General features: G+C 65.4%; 16 protein-coding genes and 1 tRNA gene. 10 read left to right on the forward strand and 7 right to left on the reverse strand.

Features of this window, described 5'->3' with window-relative positions; genetic code table 11:
- Positions 1–34: 34 nt before the first annotated feature.
- From BCO18175_RS04810 to ompR, 3 genes are all read right to left on the reverse strand, one after another.
- The gene (locus BCO18175_RS04810) at positions 35–583 is read right to left on the reverse strand and encodes a peroxiredoxin (RefSeq protein WP_174979713.1); all 549 of its coding nucleotides are present in this window, start codon (positions 581–583) and stop codon (positions 35–37) included.
- Positions 584–772: 189 nt separating this feature from the next.
- Positions 773–2,134, reverse strand: coding sequence for an ATP-binding protein (locus tag BCO18175_RS04815; protein ID WP_174979715.1), 1,362 nt, complete (start codon positions 2,132–2,134; stop codon positions 773–775).
- A 40-nt stretch (positions 2,135–2,174) separates the two neighbouring features.
- Positions 2,175–2,909, reverse strand: coding sequence for an osmolarity response regulator transcription factor OmpR (gene ompR, locus BCO18175_RS04820; protein WP_006478565.1), 735 nt, complete (start codon positions 2,907–2,909; stop codon positions 2,175–2,177).
- A 258-nt stretch (positions 2,910–3,167) separates the two neighbouring features.
- On the opposite strand from ompR, the gene BCO18175_RS04825 reads away from it, so the two are divergent.
- The 3 genes from BCO18175_RS04825 to BCO18175_RS04835 all read left to right on the forward strand — a co-directional run bounded on the left by BCO18175_RS04825 (position 3,168) and on the right by BCO18175_RS04835 (position 6,362).
- The gene (locus BCO18175_RS04825) at positions 3,168–3,443 is read left to right on the forward strand and encodes a hypothetical protein (protein WP_174979716.1); all 276 of its coding nucleotides are present in this window, start codon (positions 3,168–3,170) and stop codon (positions 3,441–3,443) included.
- Between the two features lie 134 nt (positions 3,444–3,577).
- Positions 3,578–5,080 (forward strand): DUF1800 domain-containing protein, encoded by a 1,503-nt coding sequence (locus BCO18175_RS04830; RefSeq protein WP_174979718.1) that lies wholly within the window; start codon positions 3,578–3,580, stop codon positions 5,078–5,080.
- Positions 5,081–5,147: 67 nt separating this feature from the next.
- Positions 5,148–6,362: a DUF1501 domain-containing protein gene (locus BCO18175_RS04835; protein ID WP_174979719.1), complete on the forward strand. Its 1,215-nt coding sequence runs from the start codon at positions 5,148–5,150 to the stop codon at positions 6,360–6,362.
- Between the two features lie 10 nt (positions 6,363–6,372).
- On the opposite strand, the gene hpnD is transcribed toward BCO18175_RS04835, so the two are convergent.
- Positions 6,373–7,206: a presqualene diphosphate synthase HpnD gene (hpnD, locus tag BCO18175_RS04840; protein WP_174979721.1), complete on the reverse strand. Its 834-nt coding sequence runs from the start codon at positions 7,204–7,206 to the stop codon at positions 6,373–6,375.
- Between the two features lie 236 nt (positions 7,207–7,442).
- On the opposite strand from hpnD, the gene BCO18175_RS04845 reads away from it, so the two are divergent.
- Positions 7,443–7,529, forward strand: a tRNA-Leu gene (locus BCO18175_RS04845).
- Positions 7,530–7,658: 129 nt separating this feature from the next.
- Here the strand turns inward: BCO18175_RS04845 and BCO18175_RS04850 are convergent.
- The 3 genes from BCO18175_RS04850 to BCO18175_RS04860 all read right to left on the reverse strand — a co-directional run bounded on the left by BCO18175_RS04850 (position 7,659) and on the right by BCO18175_RS04860 (position 10,913).
- Entirely contained in the window at positions 7,659–8,312 is a 654-nt protein-coding gene (locus tag BCO18175_RS04850) for a dimethylsulfonioproprionate lyase family protein (RefSeq protein WP_174979723.1), read from the reverse strand.
- A 135-nt stretch (positions 8,313–8,447) separates the two neighbouring features.
- Entirely contained in the window at positions 8,448–9,635 is a 1,188-nt protein-coding gene (locus BCO18175_RS04855; RefSeq protein ID WP_254607970.1) for a M24 family metallopeptidase, read from the reverse strand.
- Between the two features lie 147 nt (positions 9,636–9,782).
- A complete protein-coding gene (locus BCO18175_RS04860; protein ID WP_174979726.1) occupies positions 9,783–10,913 on the reverse strand; it encodes a hybrid-cluster NAD(P)-dependent oxidoreductase in 1,131 nt (376 codons plus the stop codon).
- Positions 10,914–11,599: 686 nt separating this feature from the next.
- Between BCO18175_RS04860 and BCO18175_RS04865 the strand changes: the two genes are divergently transcribed.
- The 6 genes from BCO18175_RS04865 to BCO18175_RS04890 all read left to right on the forward strand — a co-directional run bounded on the left by BCO18175_RS04865 (position 11,600) and on the right by BCO18175_RS04890 (position 18,651).
- Positions 11,600–12,889 (forward strand): quaternary amine ABC transporter ATP-binding protein, encoded by a 1,290-nt coding sequence (locus BCO18175_RS04865; RefSeq protein WP_174979727.1) that lies wholly within the window; start codon positions 11,600–11,602, stop codon positions 12,887–12,889.
- Positions 12,886–13,770 (forward strand): ABC transporter permease, encoded by an 885-nt coding sequence (locus tag BCO18175_RS04870; protein WP_174979728.1) that lies wholly within the window; start codon positions 12,886–12,888, stop codon positions 13,768–13,770. Before BCO18175_RS04865 ends, BCO18175_RS04870 begins: the two co-directional genes overlap by 4 nt.
- 153 nt (positions 13,771–13,923) lie before the next feature.
- Positions 13,924–14,799 (forward strand): glycine betaine ABC transporter substrate-binding protein, encoded by an 876-nt coding sequence (locus tag BCO18175_RS04875; protein ID WP_174967415.1) that lies wholly within the window; start codon positions 13,924–13,926, stop codon positions 14,797–14,799.
- Between the two features lie 169 nt (positions 14,800–14,968).
- Positions 14,969–16,264 (forward strand): serine hydroxymethyltransferase, encoded by a 1,296-nt coding sequence (gene glyA / locus BCO18175_RS04880; protein WP_174979730.1) that lies wholly within the window; start codon positions 14,969–14,971, stop codon positions 16,262–16,264.
- A 161-nt stretch (positions 16,265–16,425) separates the two neighbouring features.
- Entirely contained in the window at positions 16,426–17,313 is an 888-nt protein-coding gene (locus tag BCO18175_RS04885) for a dihydrodipicolinate synthase family protein (RefSeq protein ID WP_174979732.1), read from the forward strand.
- A 6-nt stretch (positions 17,314–17,319) separates the two neighbouring features.
- Positions 17,320–18,651 carry an NAD(P)/FAD-dependent oxidoreductase gene (locus tag BCO18175_RS04890; protein WP_174979733.1) on the forward strand — a complete coding sequence of 444 codons (1,332 nt, stop codon included), beginning with the start codon at positions 17,320–17,322 and terminating at the stop codon, positions 18,649–18,651.
- Positions 18,652–18,665: the final 14 nt, after the last annotated feature.

Raw genomic sequence — 18,665 nt, forward strand, 5'->3', positions numbered from 1 at the left:
GGACATGCGCCGCGGGCTTCGTGCATCGATGCGCTTACAGCGTTGCGCCGCCGACTGCACGGTTGCACGGGCACAGTTCGTCCGTTTGCAGGCCGTCCAGAATGCGCAGGACTTCTGCCGGGCTGCGGCCGACGTTCAGGTTGTTCACCGAAATGTGCTGGATCGTGTTGTCCGGATCGACGATGAACGTTGCACGCAGGGCCACGCCGGCTTCCTTGTCGCGCACGCCGAGCTGGTCGATCAGCTCGCCCTTGACGTCGCCGAACGCGTAGTGGTTCAGCTTGTCGAGGTCCTTGTGCTCACGGCGCCATGCGAGCTTGACGAATTCGTTGTCCGAGCTGCCGCCCAGCAGGATGGCATCGCGCTCTTCGAACTGCTTCGTGAGCTTCGCGAATTCGACGATTTCCGTCGGGCACACGAACGTGAAATCCTTCGGATAGAAGTAGATGATCTTCCACTTGCCCGGGAACGACGCTTCGGTGACGGTCTCGAATGCCGACTGGCCGTTTTCCTCGTGATTGTTGAAGCCCGGCTTCGCGGCTACGACGGTGAAAGCTTCGAGTTTATCGCCCACGGTTTTCATGCGGATACTCCTGTATGAGTTGGGAAGAAGACTGAGTCAAGCTACCTCGGTGCTGCAACGATGATGTGACAGCATGGGCAAAACTATAACACTATTAGTAAAGTGCTTCAATAGATTTTGACTAACGATCTTCATAGTTTTTTTCAACCGGATCGATAGTGTGCAGTGCAAGAGGCGCGCGCGAGCGCGTCACGCAGTCGCACGCGCCTTGCCGGCGCCGGGGAATTCGAGCGTGACTTCGAGGCCCGCCTCGGGGTTGCGGTTGCGCAGGCGCAGTGCGCCGCGATAGCGGCCGACGAGGCGCAGCACGATCGCCATCCCGAGGCCCGTGCCGTCCGCCTTGGTGCGTGCGGTGTCGACGCGGTAGAACGGCCGCATCACGAGCGGCAGTTGATCCTCGGGGATGCCGGGGCCTTCGTCGCTCACCGACAGCTCGACGCGCGCGTGCGATACGCGCGTCTCGAGCGTGATGCGCGACACGCCGTCCTGCTTGCTCTGGCCATACTTCCGAGCGTTCTCGACGAGGTTGCCGATCACGCGGCGCATGTCGGTCTCGTCGGCTTCGATCACCGCGCTCGGCGCGAGCCGCGTGCGGATCTCGACACCATCCTCGCCCGACACGCGCGCGGCGACTTCCTGCGCGATCGACGACAGGTCGACGGGCTCCGGTTTGCGTTGCGACGGGCGCGCGTAGTCGATGAAGGCCGCGATGATGCGGTCCATCTGTTCGATGTCGTCGACCATCGCGTCCTTGGTCGCCTGGTCGGACGGGCTCATCTCGGTTTCGAGCCGCAGCCGCGCGAGCGGTGTGCGCAGGTCGTGCGAGATGCCCGCGAGCATCAGCGCGCGGTCGGCCTCGAGCTGTTCGAGGTCGCGCACCATCTGGTTGAAACTGCGGTTGGTATCGGCCGCGACACCCATCCCGCGCTCGGGCAGCAGTTCGGGTGTCTGGCCCGAGCCGATCTGCCGCGCGGCGAGCGCGAGCCGCGAGAACGGCCGGTTCACGAGGCTGGTGATGAACGCGGAGCCGAATAGCGACAACGCGAGCGCGAACAGCCCCCAGCCGGCCCACTGCAGGCCCGTGACGCTGTCGAGCTGGTCGCGGTCGAGCGCGACCCAGTAATCGTCGTCGTCGATCTTGAAGCTGATCCACACGCCGGGAATGTCGTTGACCGACTGCGCGATCACGGTATCGTCGCCGAGGCGGCTGCGGATGTCGTGTTCGATCAGGCGGTTCAGCGATTCATCGGGCTGCAGCTTGAACTTGTCGGTTTTCTCGCGCGGGTAAACGCGCACGCCCTCGTTGCTCTCGAGATCCTGCAGCAGCGCGCGCCGCAGATCGGGATCGGAATAGAGCAGGGCGGTGCGCGTGAGCTTCACGATCGCGACGAGCTGCAGCGCGACGCGCTGCGCACGCGGCTCGCGCTCGATCACGCGAAAGCTCTGGAACCACGCGGCGAGACTGACCGAGATCAGCAGCGCGATCAGCAGGAAGGTGCGCCAGAACAGCCCGCCGAACGCGAGCTGCAGGAGGCGCCGGTCGATACGCATGGGACGGGCCGTGGGCGGGCGAAACCGGAAAGGAAAAAGATCAGGCGGCGCCGTCCGGGATGAACACGTAGCCGAGGCCCCAGACGGTCTGGATGAAACGCGGGCTGCCCGGATCCGGTTCGATCAGCTTGCGCAGGCGCGAAATCTGCACGTCGAGGCTGCGGTCGAACACTTCGTATTCACGGCCGCGTGCGAGTTCCATCAGCTTCTCGCGCGACAGCGGCTGGCGCGGATGGCGCGCGAACACCTTCAGCACCGAGAATTCGCCGGTGGTGAGCGGAATTTCCTGGCCGGACTTCGTCAGCGTGCGCGTCGCGAGGTTCAGCGAGAACTCGCCGAACTCGAACACCTCGGTGGTTTCCGACGGCGCGCCCGGCAGTTCGGCCGGCGCCTGGCGGCGCAGCACCGCGTGAATGCGTGCCACGAGTTCGCGCGGGTTGAACGGCTTCGGCAGGTAATCGTCGGCGCCCATCTCGAGGCCGACGATGCGATCCACATCCTCGCCCTTCGCGGTGAGCATGATGATCGGCGTGCGGTCGTTGCTGCCGCGCAGGCGGCGGCAGATCGACAGGCCGTCCTCGCCCGGGAGCATCAGGTCGAGCACGAGCAGGTCGAAACGCTCGCGTACCCAGAGCTTGTTCATGGCGGTCGCGTTTTCGGCGACGTAGACATTGAAACCCTGCTCGCCGAGATAGCGGCGCAGCAGATCGCGCAGGCGCGGGTCGTCGTCGACGACGAGAATCTTGGAGGGGTTTTTCGTTTCCATGATCGGCATCTTATCGCGAATGGGAATTGACGCACGGCCGCGTATTTTCGTGCGTTACAGTCGGTTACAAAATTTACCCGTAGTGTCGCGCAGAGTAAAGGCAGGCTATAGAGATTCCTTTACTCGAAGCCGAAATTCGGTAGATACTCCCCTGCACTCCATCATTCATCTTTGCACACCCGAATTCCGCAGGGTTTTTCAAGTACCAGAGGTAGCCGGTTGCCGCGTGACGAAGGGAACAAATCGACCAAAGAAGCGAGGACGGTCATGCGATCTGCCCGGATTGCACTGATGCTGACGATCGCGCTTGCCGGTCCGTATGCGTCGAACTTCGCGTATGCACAGCGCCCCGAGCAGGGCGCACCGTCGCGCAAGCTGCCGCGCAGCAAGGCGCCGCCCGATCGTGCCGCCGAGATGCCGGTTCGTTCCGCCGTGCCTCCCGATCTCGAGCAGCACCGCCGCGACGGGCACATGACGCCCGAGGAGCGGCACCTGCTGCGCCAGCACATCGAAGACGCCGTTCGCGAGTTGTACAAGCGCTGACGCGCGCCGTCTTTCGCTCTGAGCGGAAATCTCCGCGCCGAAAAAATTCGTAGCACTTTTTCCGTCAACTTTCACCCGCCGATTGCCGTTGTACCGGCATCCGCACCGCCGGTGCGTTTCGGGAGTCCATGACGATGAAAGCGAACGCTGCCGCACCGGCGCCGTCGCCCGCGATGCAGTCGCCGCTCGATGCCGACGATGCACTGTTTTTCCTGAGCCGTACCGGGTTTTCTCCCGCGCCCGCCGATGTTGCACGCATCGTCGGCATGACGCGCGCGCAGGTCGTGGCCGACACACTCGGCAATGTTCGTCGCGACCCCGTCACGACGTGGCCCGACTGGATCGCCGAGCTGCCGCCAACGCGCGCGCAGCGCCAGGCGCTGACCCCCGACATGCGGCGCGACGAGCAGCGCGAGCGCAACGTCCGGTACGATGCGCTGCGCGCGGCGTGGGTCAACGAGATGATCGTCACGCCGTCGCCGCTCACCGAGCGCATGACGCTGTTCTGGCACGGGCACTTCACGTCGGGGCAGGACAAGGTGCCTTACCCGCAGACGATGGCCGCGCAGAACGCGCTGTTTCGCCGCGAGGCACTCGGCAACTTCGGCGTGCTGCTGCACGCGGTCGCGAAGGATCCGGCGATGCTGCAGTACCTCGACGGGGCGAGCAATCGCAAGGGGCGCCCGAACGAGAATTTCGCGCGCGAGGTGATGGAGCTGTTCACGCTCGGCGAAGGGCATTACACGCAAAACGACGTGACCGAAGCTGCGCGCGCGATGACGGGCTGGACGGTCGATCCCGATACTTATCGCTTCGAGGTTCGGCCGGATTTGCACGACGCGGGCGACAAGACGATCCTCGGCGAAACGGGGCCGTTCGATGGCGACGGCTTTCTCGACATCCTGCTGAAGCGGCCCGGCACCGCGCGCTTCATCGCGGGCAAGCTGTGGCGCGAGTTCGTGTCGGATACGCCCGATCCCGGTGCGCTCGATGCGGTGGCCGAGCGGTTTCGTTCGAGCGGCTACGACATCCGCGCGGCGCTCGCCGCGCTGTGGTCGACCGACGCCTTCTGGGATCCGCGCAACCGCGGCGTGCTCGTCAAGTCGCCGGCGGAATTCGTCGTCGGGTCGGTGCGGCTGTTCGACGTTTCATACGGCGATCCGCAGATGCTTGCGAACACCGTGCGCACGCTCGGGCAGAACCTGTTCTACCCGCCGAACGTGAAGGGCTGGCCGGGCGGTGGGCTGTGGATCAACAGCACGACGCTGCTCGCGCGCAAGCAGTTCGTCGAGCAACTGTTCCGCGCGACGGAGACGGCCGGCATGCATCCGCCGGCGCATGCCATGGCGCCGCCGCCGAATGGCCGCGCGCACGCGATGCCGGTGGCCGATACGGCGTCCGCTGCCGGCATGCGCGGCACGCCCGCCAAGCCCGCGCGCGCCGGCCTGCGTTTCGACCTCGAACGCTGGCTTGCGCAATATCGCGCGCGGCCGCAGGCGATCGCGGGGCTGTCGACCGAGCTTCAGTTGCAGCACGCGGTGCTGCAACTTTCGCCGGTCGCGGCGATCGACACGGATTCGACCGGCAGCGCGTATCTCGAGGCGCTGCTGATGGATCCGGCCTATCAACTGAAATGATTCGAACGACGATGCCGCGGGGAGCCGGCGCGGCAAAGATACCGGGCGGCGAACCAAAGGATGCACGATGAACCGACGTGATTTTCTGACGCTGACGGGCGCTGCGGCCGCGGCTGGCGTGTCGATGTGGCAGGCGCCCGCGATGGCCGCGGCCGCGACGGGACGGCAGCCGGCGGCCGGGTATGCGAACGTGCTGATCCTCGTCGAGCTGAAGGGCGGCAACGACGGCCTCAACACGGTGGTGCCGTATGCGGATCCGCTGTACTACCAGTTCCGGCGCAGCATCGGCATCAAGCGCGAGCAGGTGCTGCAACTCGACGCGCACACGGGGCTGCATCCGTCGCTCGCGCCGCTGATGCCGCTGTGGCGCGACGGACAGGTCGCGGTCGTGCAGGGCGTCGGCTATCCGCAGCCGAACCTGTCGCATTTCCGCTCGATCGAGATCTGGGATACCGCATCGCGCTCGGACCAGTACCTGCACGAAGGCTGGCTTACGCGCACATTCGCGCAGGCGCCCGTGCCGCCCGGTTTCGCGGCGGACGGCGTCGTGCTCGGCAGTGCCGAGATGGGGCCGCTCTCGAACGGTGCGCGCGCGATCGCGCTCGTCAATCCCGCGCAGTTCATCCGTGCGGCCCGGCTCGCCGAGCCGTCGTCGCTGCGCGAACAGAATCCCGCGCTCGCACACATCATCGACGTCGAGAACGACATCGTGAAGGCGGCCGACCGGCTGCGCCCGCGCGGCGGGATGCGTGAATTCAGGACGGCCTTTCCGGCCGGCGCGTTCGGCACGTCGGTCAAGACCGCGATGCAGGTGCTGGCCGCGTGCGAAGCGTCCGGGCCCGGTGCGCAGGACGGTGTCGCGGTGCTGCGCCTGACGCTCAACGGCTTCGATACGCACCAGAACCAGCCGGGGCAGCAAGCCGCGCTGCTCAAGCAGTTCGCGGAAGGGATGAGCGCGATGCGCGGCGCGTTGATCGAGCTTGGTCGCTGGAACCAGACGCTCGTGATGACGTATGCGGAATTCGGGCGGCGCGTGCGCGAGAACCAGAGCAACGGCACCGATCACGGCACGGCCGCGCCGCATTTCGTGATCGGCGGCCGTGTGGCTGGCGGGCTGTACGGTGCGCCGCCGGCGCTCGGGCGGCTCGACGGCAACGGCAACCTGCCGGTCGCGGTCGATTTCCGCCAGCTTTACGCGACCGTGCTCGGGCCGTGGTGGGGGCTCGACGCGACACGCGTGCTGCAGCAGCGCTTCGATACGCTGCCGTTGTTGAAGGCGTGATGCGCGAGGGTCAGCGCCGGCGCGCGGTGCGCCACGCGATCCACAGCTTGCGGATCGGCGTCAGCGCGACGCGCTGGTGTAGCACCTGGTAGCCGTCGCGCTCGATTTCGTCGAGCAGTGCGCCGGCCAGTGCGATCTGCGCGCGCAGCGTGCGCTGGGCGCGGCGTTCGGATGCGGGGATCGCCGCTTCGGCGGCCACGAGCGCTTCGCGCGCGCGGGTCGTCTGGAACTGCAGCAGTTCGGTGAAGGCCGGGCTGTAGCGGCGGTTCAGCAGATCGGCCGCGGTCACGTTGTAGCGCTGCAGTTCGTCGATCGGCAGGTAGATGCGGCCGTGGCGCGCGTCGTTACCGAGTTCCTGCACGAATTGCGCGAGCGTCAATGCGCGGCCGGCATCCGCGGCCCACGGTTGCGGGTCGGCCGGGTTCGCGGCGCTGGCGCGTGCGACCAGCGACGCGAAGGTGCCGCCGACCTGCGCGATATAGCGCTGCAGGTTCGCGAGATCGAGGTAGCGCGCCTGTTCGAGATCCATCCCGTAACCGTTGACGAGCGTGCGCAACGCATCGGCCTCGGCGGCGATCGCCGGATGATGCTGCGCGAGCGCTTTCGTGACCGGGTGCGACGGCTGTCCGTCGGCCAGCGCCGCGAGTTCCTTGTGCCACCACGCGAGCTTCGTGTGTCCGACGGTCGGGTCGCTGGTTTCCTTGACGGTTTCCTCGAGTTCGCGACGCAGCGCGAACAGCGCGGTCAGGCGCGGTTGCGTGGCGAGCGGCGCCTGACGCAGCGCATAGTAGACGCTGGAGCCCGCAGGGGCGGCCTTTTGCTGACAGTAGTCGTCGAAGTTCACGGGCGGAATCGGGTGGGGGCGGGTTCGGGGGACGCGTGGCGGCGCGGTGCCGAAACGTCGAGCGCGGCATTCTAGCATCGCAGCACGACGGGTGTCGGCAGGGGCGAGACAAGGTCGCGCGGATCGGGTAGAATCGCGGGCTCGCTTGATCGGGCGTGCCGGTTTTCGGGCCGGCGAGATGTCCCGGGCGCATGGTACGTATCTTGTGGCCCGCGCGGTCAGGCGACGGAAAAGGCGCGTGAGTGGCGAAATTGGTAGACGCACCAGGTTTAGGTCCTGACGCCCGCAAGGGTGTGCCGGTTCGAGTCCGGCCTCACGCACCAACTCCCGTTCCGGTTTGTTCCGGAGAAATTTTGAAACCCGCGATAGCGTAAGGCTTCGCGGGTTTTTTCATTCTGCGATGGTCCGAACGTTACCGGGCGAAGCTCGGGCAAGTCGATTGGAGTACCGCGTCAAGATCGCTGCGTGACCCGCTGGGCGCCACGAACTCTGTCCGGCCTCGGAAAATCGTCGGATCTATTCAGCAGACACCATATCGCGAGAAACGGCGTGGTGCCGGAGCGCATTGCATGCAGCGTGCCCGGCGCGTTGTGGATACCGCCGCCGATTCCGGGATCGAACCACGCGCCGTTTTGCTGCCGGAATTCACCGGCGGTCATGAGCACGTAGGCTTCCTCCGGCGCATGACCATGATCCGGATATCTGACGCCGGGCATCATCAACGAGAAGCCTAGCTGGACGTCGTCGCGGCTTTCCGCACCGCCGGGCCCGCAGATCATCCCGTTCACGTGCCCGTCGATGTAGTTCGGGCTGCCGTCCTTTCCGGACGTGCGACGCGACCATCCGACCACGGGCTCGAGCGACTTGATCAACTGCGCGACGGTGGCGAACGTCGGGTTGACGCGCGCGACCGACTCAAGCGCCCGGTCGAGCCATGCGCATGCGGGGTATCGCACCGCGAGCCGTGCCCCGTCATCCGACGGGTTCCGCAGTCGTGCGAATACCTGCGGCGCGAACGTGCGCGCCGCGGCGGGAAGCTGGTCCGACTGGAACAGATCGCCGGCGATCCGGACGAAATCCGCGATGTCCTTCGGGCGTTCTCTCATCCTGGTCTCTGCTCCCATGGTCACTCGGCTTGATGAGTCTATGCGGAAACGCGCAGGTCCGGACGGCGAAACAGGGCGGCCGATTTGTCCGCAGCCGCCATGCATCCGCTGGAACGCGGCGCCTTCCGTGAAGCGTTACAGCCAGTCGGTTTCGAAACCGCAATCGGTCAGCGACACGCAGCCGTGCTCGGTCAGCACGACCTGCTGTTCGAGCTTGACGCCCTCGCGGCCGCCTTCCTCACCGATGTAGCTTTCGACGCAGACCGTCATGCCGACCTCGAACCGGCCGTCGTAACCCGCACTGTCCCAGTCGACCTGGTGCGCGACCGACGGATACTCGTCGACCATCCCGATGCCGTGCGCGAGGCAGCAATAGCGGTTCTTCACGAACGGGGCGGGGATCTTCCATGCCTGTTCCGAGAACTCTCGGAACGTCATGCCGGGCCGCAGCAGATCCATGTTGAAATGAACCTGCGCGTACGCATGCGCGTAGAGCCTGCGCTGCTCGTCCGACGGGCGGCCGTCGCCGACGAGCCAGGTGCGGGAGATGTCCGAGCAGTAACCGTTCGGCCCGACCATGTCGGTATCGAACGCAAGCAGGTCGCCTGCTTCGATCACCCGCGACGAACACTCGTGCATCCACGGATTCGTCCGGTCGCCGGAGGCGAGCAGGCGCGTTTCGATCCATTCGCCGCCATTGCGGATGTTCTCGTCATGCAGGTTCGCCCAGATGTCGTTCTCGGTCAGGCCCGGGCGCAATTCGCGCCGCATCCGCTCGATCCCTTTCTCCGCGGTGCGCAGCGATTCGCCGATCAGCACGAGTTCGCCCGGCGACTTGATGAGCCGGGCGGTTTCCATCAGTGCCTGGCCGTCCGTCAGCGCGAGTCCGTGCTTCTCCAGATACGCGGTGCCGAACGGGTCGAGGCGATCGACGGCCAGGAAGCGCTCGCCCGGCGCATGCTTGCGGAACACGTCGACGATCTCGGCGCCCCACGTCGCGGCGCGCTGCTCCGCATCGGGGCCCGCGTTGAAGTAGGTCCAGCTGACCGCACTGCGCAATTCCACATCGAGATCCAGGCCGTCCCACACGTGCTCGCTGCTGTGGAATTCCCACGCGACGATGCGCCCCGTGGCGAACACCATCACGTAGCGCGCAGGATTGCGTCCGGCCCACACCTGCATGTTCGATGTATCGGTTGCGTAGCGAATGTTGACCGGGTCATACAGCAGGATCGCCGGAACGTTGCGCGCGAGCAGCTGTTCCTGAACCCGGGCCAACCGGTATTCACGTACGCCGCGCAACACGGCCCCCTTGCCGTTCATGTCATTAGGATCACTTAGATATAGGTACTGGCCCATCGCCATACCTGCCTCCTTAAATTGTTCCGATAGTGTGTTTCTCGGGGATGGGTTGCGAGCACGACAAGTTCGGGCTTTCGTGGCGCGCCCCGTGACCGTGCTGCGCGCGGACTAGCACTCCAGCACGAGGTCCGACGTCGGGCGGCTGCAGCACAGCAGCCGGAAACCCTTCTGGACTTCCCGGTCGCGAATCCCGCCGTTGTGCTGCATGTTCACCGTGCCTTCGAGTACCCGCGTCTTGCAGGTGCCGCAGATGCCCTGGCTGCAGGACGACGGAATCGCGACGCCGGCCTTTTTTGCCGCCGACAGCACGGTGTCGGTGGCGTTCATCGTGAACGTTTTCGACGAGCGCGACAGTTTGATCGTGAATGTCTCCGACGACGCATCGGCAGCGGGGGCGGCGGGGGGCGGCGCGACGGCGGCATTGATGTCGAAGCTTTCCTGGTGATAGCGCGCGGGATCGTGTCCGCCGCTGCGCAGCACGTCGCGTACCGCAGTCATGTAGCCGGCCGGGCCGCAGGTGAACGCTTCGCGGTCGGCGTAGTCGGGCACTTGCTCGGCGAGCAGTTGCAGACCGAGCCGGCCGATCGATCCCGGCCACTGTGCGTCGTCGCCGGCGCCTTCACAGACGAAGAACGTGCGAAGGCGCGGCGACAGCGCCTCGAGCCGCTGCAGTTCCTGACGGAACACGATGTCGGCGGGCGTTCTTGCGCTGTGGACGAATACGATGTCCAGGTCCAGCCCGAGGTCGATGCTTGCGCGCGTCATCGACATCAGCGGCGTCACGCCCGAGCCGGCGGAAAGGTACAGCAGTTTGGCAGCGGGCGCGGCGGTCGGCGTGAAGCTGCCCGACGGGCCGTATGCCGGCAACTTGCCGCCCGGCCTCATGTTGTCGTGCAGCCAGTTCGACATGACGCCGCCGGGGACCCGCTTGACCGTGATCGACAGTAGATAGGGGCGTGTCGGCGGCGACGAGATCGTGTAGCAGCGCTCGACCGTCCGGCCGTGGACGTTCGCCGACACCGTCATGAACTGGCCAGGTTCGAAGCGAACGGGCGAGCCGTCGCCCACGCGGAACTCGAAGCTCCTGACGTCGTGGGTTTCGTCGACGACGCGGCAACACGTCAGTACCTGCCGTTCGCCGCTCGCCCAGGTTCTTCCGGTGCTGTCCCACGTGCCGGGACTGGAGAATCGGTCGTGTGCTTCGGGTGCGGGATCGAACATGCTGTCTACGGAGTTCATGGCATCGCTTCCTTGGGGCGCGTTGCACGTTCTACGTGCACGCTGTCATTCGCGAAAGCCGGGCTTCGATCACCGACCGGGCGGGTGCTCCGTTTCGATGTCTCGCTCCGTGTCCGGATGCCTTCGCTGTGTGCCGAGTATTGGCATGCACTGGAACAGCGTCAACGCGCTATATTTTCCGCGCGCCATTACTTCAGGTTATGCGTGACGCGCGTCCCCGCGGGGAACGGCTCGGCTTGACGACAGGGAGGTCGTCGCGGTGCATATAGCCTTCTTCCATATCCTCAGTACTGTCGAATGCCGGATTTCTCCGCTGCGTCTCGGTACTTTCCCTTAAATCGACGCGTCGGGATTTTCCCCTAGCACGCCATTGCGTCGATCGCGCGCGCCACATTGCCGAAACCCCGTCGAACGCCCGCTCAGCCGCGCCGTTACAGGCTCGGGCGTTTTTCGTACTTTTCAGTGCACGTCACCCGTTAATGCACGTATTCGATGCATTACCAAAGGTATGGAAAAGCGCACAGAAAATGTATCTGGAACGTCGGAATTGGATTGATACGCTGCAATCAATGAATCAGCGCCGTCAACCACGCGAGAACGGCATCGGGCCTCGGCAGCAAGCGGGCAATTGATGACGACACGTGCGAAGTTCTCGGTTTCCGTTACCAGATAGTCGGGATGACAGAATGGCCCCAAATTTGACGTTTGCGCCGGGCGAAGTACTTCCCCCCGGAGCAATCCATGCCGACGGTGCGCCGTCGATCGCCCGGTCGAGTATCGCGACCGGAACCGACATCCTGACCGTCAAGCACCTGTCGAAGATTTTCGGTCCGAAACCCGAGCGTGCGATCGAACTGATGAAGCGCGGCGTCGGACGCAACGAGATCTTCGCTGAAACCGGCAACATGGTGGCGGTCGACGACGTGAGCCTGAGCGTCCGGGCCGGCGAAATCTTCGTGATCATGGGGCTGTCGGGTTCCGGGAAATCGACGCTGGTTCGCCTGCTCAACCGGTTGATCGAGCCGACGTCCGGGCAGGTCGTGCTCGAAGGCCGCGACATCGCCCCGATGTCGACGCCGGAACTGCGCGCCGTTCGGCGCCAGAAGATGGCGATGGTGTTCCAGTCTTTCGCCTTGCTGCCCAACCGGACCGTGCTCGACAACATCGCCTACGGTCTGGAGGTCGCGGGGATCAAGAAGGCGCAGCGCTATGAGGTCGCGCGTGCCGCGCTGGAGCGTGTCGGCCTCGGGTCGTACGAGAGGCTGCTGCCGAGCGAGTTGTCCGGCGGGATGCAGCAGCGCGTGGGTCTCGCCCGGGCGCTGGCGGTGAATCCGTCGGTCCTGCTGATGGACGAGGCGTTCTCCGCGCTCGATCCGCTGATCCGGTTCGAAATGCAGAACGAGCTGTTGCGCCTGCAGAAGGAGGAGCAGCGGACGATCGTGTTCATTTCCCACGATATCGAGGAAGCCGTGAAGATCGGCGGCCGCATCGGCATCATGAAGGACGGCTGCCTGATCCAGGTCGGCACGCCGGCCGAATTGATCCAGACTCCGGCGGATGCCTACGTGCAGGACTTTTTCCGCAACGTCGACGTATCGCGCTTCCTGAAGGCATCCAGCCTGATGACGAAGGTCGAGCGCGGGCTGCTTCGATGCGATGCGGGGGCGCCGTCCAGCCGCTACCTGAACCAGCTGATCGACAGCGGCGCGGAATGCGGTTACGTGTGCGACGACGCTGGCCGTTACCTGGGGTGCGTCACGGCCGCCACGCTTCATCGATCCGGCGCGCGGCCGATTCGCGAGGCATTCCTGCCCGACTTCAACACGGTTTCGATCGATACGGATCTGCATCGGCTCGCGTCGATCGCGCTGACACAGCAGCACGACGTACCGGTGACGGATGCAGCGGGACAACTCGCCGGTGTCGTGTCCTGCCGGACGATACTCAAGCAGATGATGCAACGGAGGGCAGCATGAATTCGTCGGTGATCGGGAAGTTCGCGGAAGACTTCGTCAACTTTCTGTTTCTGCATTTCCGCGGGGGCTTCGACACCTTTTCGGCGGGGCTCGGCACGGTCGTGAAGCTGCTCGAGGACGGCCTTGCCGCCGTGCCGTTCATCGCAATGGTCGTGATCATGGTGGGGCTGGCGCTGTGGCGCCGCGGCATCGTGTTCTCGATTTTCGTCGGCTTCGCGCTGCTCGTCATCCATTACATGGGCCTGTGGGCACAGACGGTATCGACCCTCGCGCTCGTCACCGCTGCGACTTTCTTCAGCCTGGTGATCGGTGTCCCGCTGGGTATCTGGGGGGCGCGCAACAACCGGATCGGCATGATCCTGCGCTCGTTGCTCGATTTCATGCAGACGATGCCCGCGTTCGTGTACCTGATTCCGGCCGTGATCCTGTTCGGGCTTGGACGCGTGCCGGCGGTGATCGCGACGATCGTGTTCGCGATGCCGCCCGTGGTCCGGCTGACGACACTCGGCATCCGGCAGGTCCGCGAGGAACTGATCGAAGCTGGCCGCTCGTTCGGCAGTACCGACTGGCAACTCCTGTGGAAGATCCAGTTGCCGAATGCGCTGCCGTCGATCATGGCCGGCGTGAACCAGACGATCATGATGGCGCTGTCGATGGTGGTGGTCGCATCGATGATCGGCGCGGGCGGCCTCGGCGAATACGTGCTGAGCGGCATCCAGCGTCTCGACATCGGGATCGGCTTCGAAGGCGGCTTGGGCGTCGTGCTGCTCGCGATCGTGCTGGATCGCCTGACGGAAAGTTTCGGCGTGAAGGCGAAGAAGAAGGCGAGGCCGGCGGCGCGTGCGGGCAAGGCCGGCCCGCGTGGCGCGGCACGCACCTGACGGATACGGCAAGCGAAGGCAGTTGACGGACGATGCAGAGCCGCGGCAACGGTGCCGCGGCTGAACCGGTGTGGCAGTGCATGGAGACCAGAAACGCCGACCAAAGGCGTTCCTCATCCTTGAAAGACTCGCGTGATTAAAAAGGAGTACTAGATGAATACCCATACGTTCAAATCGCTTCTGGCGAAACTTGCGGTGTCGACGGTGGTTGCCTGCAGCGCAGGTGCGGGCGTGGCGGCGGAGCCGGTCAAGATCGCGGTGACCAACTGGGCGGACGTGCTGGCGGTGGCCAACGTCGCGAAGTATGTGCTGGAGACGCAACTCAAGCAACCGGTGCAATTCGTGCAGGCCGATATCGGCATCCAGTACCAGGGTGTCGCGCGCGGGGATCTCGACATCATGGTCGGTGGCTGGCTGCCGGTCACGCACGGGATGTACTACGCGAAGTACAAGAACGACCTGGACGACGTCGGCATCATCTACACCGGTGGCAAGAACGGCTGGGCGGTACCGGCCTACATCCCGGAATCCGAGCTGTCGTCGATCGCCGACCTGAACAAGCCTGAAGTCAAGAGCAAGCTGAACGGCACGATCCAGGGCATCGAGCCGGGCGGCGGCCTGATGCAGGCCTCCGAAAAGACCATCAAGGCCTACACCCTGGACGGCTACAACCTCCAGGCGTCGAGCGAGGCCGGCATGCTGGCGAGCGTGTCGCGCGCGTACCAGTCGAAGCAGTGGATCGTCGCGACGGTCTGGAGCCCGCACTGGCTTTTCCAGAAGTGGCAGATGCGCTACCTGAAGGATCCGAAGGGCACGCTGGGTGGCGAGGAGCAGATCCACGCGTTCGCGTCGAAGAAGTTCGCGGGCAAGTTCCCGCGCGCCGACGTGTTCTTCAAGCACCTGAAGCTGACGCTGGCCGACGTCGAGGCAATCGAGTTCGAGGGCAACAGCACGAACGATTACGCGACGGCCGCGAAAAAATTCGTCGATGCACATCCCGACAAGCTGAAGGCCTGGTTGCAACAGTAACGCCGTGCCCCGGCAGCGAGGGCGGCGCGATCTGCGTCGACCTCGCGGTCCGGCCGGCGTATCGCCCTGATGGCGATGGGGCCGGGGCGGCGACGTTGGCGCCGGCCTGGCAGGGTGCGGTACATGCAGTCCACGCAGCACGTCACGAATCGCGTCGCGGAGTCAACAAGTGAACGAGAACGCCCGCTTTTTTTCCGAAACGCTCCAGAGCCGGGATCCGGTGATCGCATCGGAGATCGCACTGGAGCTGCGCCGCCAGCAGAGCCAGGTCGAACTGATCGCGTCGGAGAACATCGCGTCGGCGGCGGTGCTGGAAGCACAGGGCACCGTGCTGACGAACAAGTACGCGGAAGGCTATCCGTCCCGGCGGTACTACGGCGGTTGCGATCATGTCGACCGGATCGAGGCGCTCGCGATCGACCGCGCTTGCGCACTGTTCGACGCCGCCCATGCAAACGTCCAGCCGCACTCGGGCGCACAGGCCAACGGCGCGGTGATGCTCGCGCTCGTCAAGCCCGGCGACACGGTGATGGGCATGTCCCTCGATGCGGGTGGCCATCTCACGCACGGCGCACGGCCCGCGCTGTCGGGGAAGTGGTTCAACGCGGTGCAGTACGGCGTGAGCCCGGACACGTTGCGCATCGACTACGACGACGTGCGCCGGCTCGCCGAGCGGCATCGCCCGAAGCTGATCATCGCCGGCTTCTCCGCGTATCCGCGTGCGCTCGATTTCGGCGCGTTCCGCGAGATCGCGGACAGCGTCGATGCGAAGCTGATGGTCGACATGGCGCACATCGCCGGCATTGTCGCAGCGGGCCGGCATCAGAACCCGGTGCCGTTTGCCGACGTGGTGACGTCCACCACGCACAAGACGCTGCGCGGGCCGCGCGGCGGCTTCATCCTGACGAACCATGCCGAGGTCGCGAAGCAGATCGATTCGGCGGTATTTCCGGGGCTGCAGGGCGGCCCGCTGATGCATGTCGTCGCGGGCAAGGCGGTGGCCTTCGCGGAAGCGCTTCGTCCCGAGTTCACCCGCTATATCGACCAGATGTTGCGCAACGCGCAGACGCTCGCCGGCGTCCTGACCGCCGGCGGCCTCTCGCTCGTCACGGGCGGCACGGACAACCACCTGCTGCTGGTCGACCTGCGTTCGCGACGCATTACCGGCACGCAGGCGGAGAAGGCGCTGGAGCGCGCCGGCATCACCTGCAACAAGAACGGGATTCCGTTCGATACGGAAAACCCGACCGTCACGTCCGGCATCCGGCTCGGCACGCCGGCCGGCACCACGCGCGGTTTCGGAACCGCGCAGTTCGAGCAGATCGGCGAAATGATCGTCGACGTGCTGGCCGCACTCGAGCGCGATCCGAACGGCGACGAAGCGGTCGAGCGGTCGGTACGGACCCGCGTGCGCGACCTGTGCAGCCAGTTCCCCATCTACGCGCATGCGGAGGCGTTCGCCTGATTCCCGAATCGGGCAGGCGCCGGAGCATCGTCCGGATAACGTAGTGAATCGATCGGCGTGGCTGCGCAGGCGCAGCGACGTACCGACGACGTTTTGTCGAATGGCCGGTTTCCTGCATGACGGCAGGAACCCGGCGCAACCACTTGATTGAGGAATCGAAAATGAGCTTCGAGGGCGTACACACACCGCTGGTCACCCCGTTCGACGCGGACGGCGAAATCAACCACGAACTGCTGGGCCGGCATGCGGCCGATCTCGCCGGCCGCGTGTCGGGGCTGGGCATCGGCGGCACGACAGGTGAATACTATGCATTGAGCTTCGACGAGCGCGTGCGCACGTTCGACACGGTTGCCGCAGCAGCCGGCGGCAAGACGTTCCTGACCGCGGGCATCAACGCGACGACGACGAAGGAGGTGCTGCGCCTCGGCCGCGAAGCGAAACGCGCGGGGCTGAATGCGCTGCTGGTTGCCGCGCCGTACTATGCGCAGCCGACCCAGCAGGAACTGCTCGCACACCTGCTCGCGGTCGACGACGCACTCGACATGCCGATCATGCTGTACAACTTCCCGGCCCGCACGGGCACCGAAATCGGCGACGACATTCTCGAGACACTGCTCGAGCGCAAGAATTTCGTCGCGATGAAGGAAAGCACCGGCGACATCGCGCATCTGCATCATCTGTCGACGCATTTCAGCGGCCGGCTCGTGGTCAGTTGCGGGATGGATGACCAGGCGCTCGAATTCTTCGCATGGGGCGCGCGCAGCTGGGTCGGCGGCGCGTCGAACTTCCTGCCGGAAGCGCACACCGACCTGTTCGACGCCTGCGTGAAGCGCGGCGATTTCGCAACCGGCCGCAAGCTGATGGCACAACTGCTGCCGGTGCTCGAACTGCTCGAGCGCAGCGGCAAGTTCATTCAATACGTGCGCTACGGCTGCGAGCTGGCCGGCCTGCCGGTCGGCGTCGCCCGCGCACCGCTCGGCGCGCTGTCGGGCGACGAGCGCGACGCATTTGCAAAGCTCGTGAAGCCGCTGCTGCGCGACGCTCGGTAAGCCATCATGACCTCGAATCTGGAATTCGCGCGGTTTCCGGCGCCGGACGGGATGAACGGGTGGTGGGAGAGCCTGCCGCCGGCGCGGGAAGCGAAGACCGTCGCGTCAGACAGCCGGTTCGACTGGGTAGTCGTGGGCGGCGGCATCACCGGCCTTTGCGCGGCGCGCCGGCTCGCGGAGCTGGCGCCCGGCGCATCGATCGCGCTCGTGGAGGCCGACCGGATCGGCCGCACGACGGCCGGGCGCAATTCCGGATTCTTCGTCGACCTGCCGCACGACATCAGCAGCGAAAGCTACTCGCGCAGCATCGAGGAAGATCGCGCCGATGTGCGGTTTCAGCGGCACGGCATCGACTACGTGCGTGACATCGTGCGGCGCTTCGGCATCGATTGCGACTGGCGCGACGACGGCAAATTCCACGCGTCGGTCAACAAGAAGGGCGCAGCCGCGCTCGAGCATTTTGCCGACGGTCTGACCCGCATCGGTGAAGCGTTCGAGTGGCTCGACCACGCCGGGATCGAGGCCGTGACCGGCACGGACTTCTATACGGGCGCACTGTTCACGCCGGGCTGCAGCACGGTGCAGCCGGCCGCGCTGATGCGCGGCCTGGCCGCGACGCAACCGGACAACGTGACGGTGTTCGAGCTCAGCCCGGTGACGCGGATCGAGAATCGCGGCGACACACGCGTGCTGCATTTCGCCGGCGGCACGATCGTCGCGAAGCAGGTGATCCTGTGCACGAATGCGTACGCGGCGACCTTCGGCATGCATTCGAACGGCTTGCTGCCGGTCTATACGTTCGCATCGCTCACGCGTCCGATGAGCGCCGACGAAGTGGCGAAACTCGGCGGCATGCGTTCGTGGTCGCTGATTCCGGCCGACCCGATGGGCACGACGGTGCGGCGCCTGATCACCGATCGCATTTGCGTGCGTAACCATTTCGCGTTCAGGCCGGACGTGAAGGTGTCGTACGCGGATCTCGCGAAGTCGCGGCAGATGCATCAGCGCTCGTTCGAGCGCCGCTTCCCGATGCTCGGCGGCGTCGAGCTGGAATATACGTGGGGCGGGCCACTGTGCCTGTCCGCCAACAACGGTGCGCTGTTCGGCAGGCGCGACGACGGCCTCTACGAGGCGATCGGCTGCAACGGCCTCGGCCTGAGCCGCGGGTCGTCCTCCGGCAAGCTGATCGCCGAATACGCGCTCGGCGAATCGAACAGCCTCGTGCAGCAGTTGCTGAAGCAGCCGCATCCGCGCCCGCTGCCGGTTCGGCCGATTGTCGACCTGGCCGTGTCGGCGACGATCTGGGCCAAGGAGTTCTCGGCCGGTGCCGAGCTTTGATGATTGAGGAAACG

Source organism: Burkholderia lata (assembly GCF_902499335.1).
Taxonomy (GTDB): domain Bacteria; phylum Pseudomonadota; class Gammaproteobacteria; order Burkholderiales; family Burkholderiaceae; genus Burkholderia; species Burkholderia lata_B.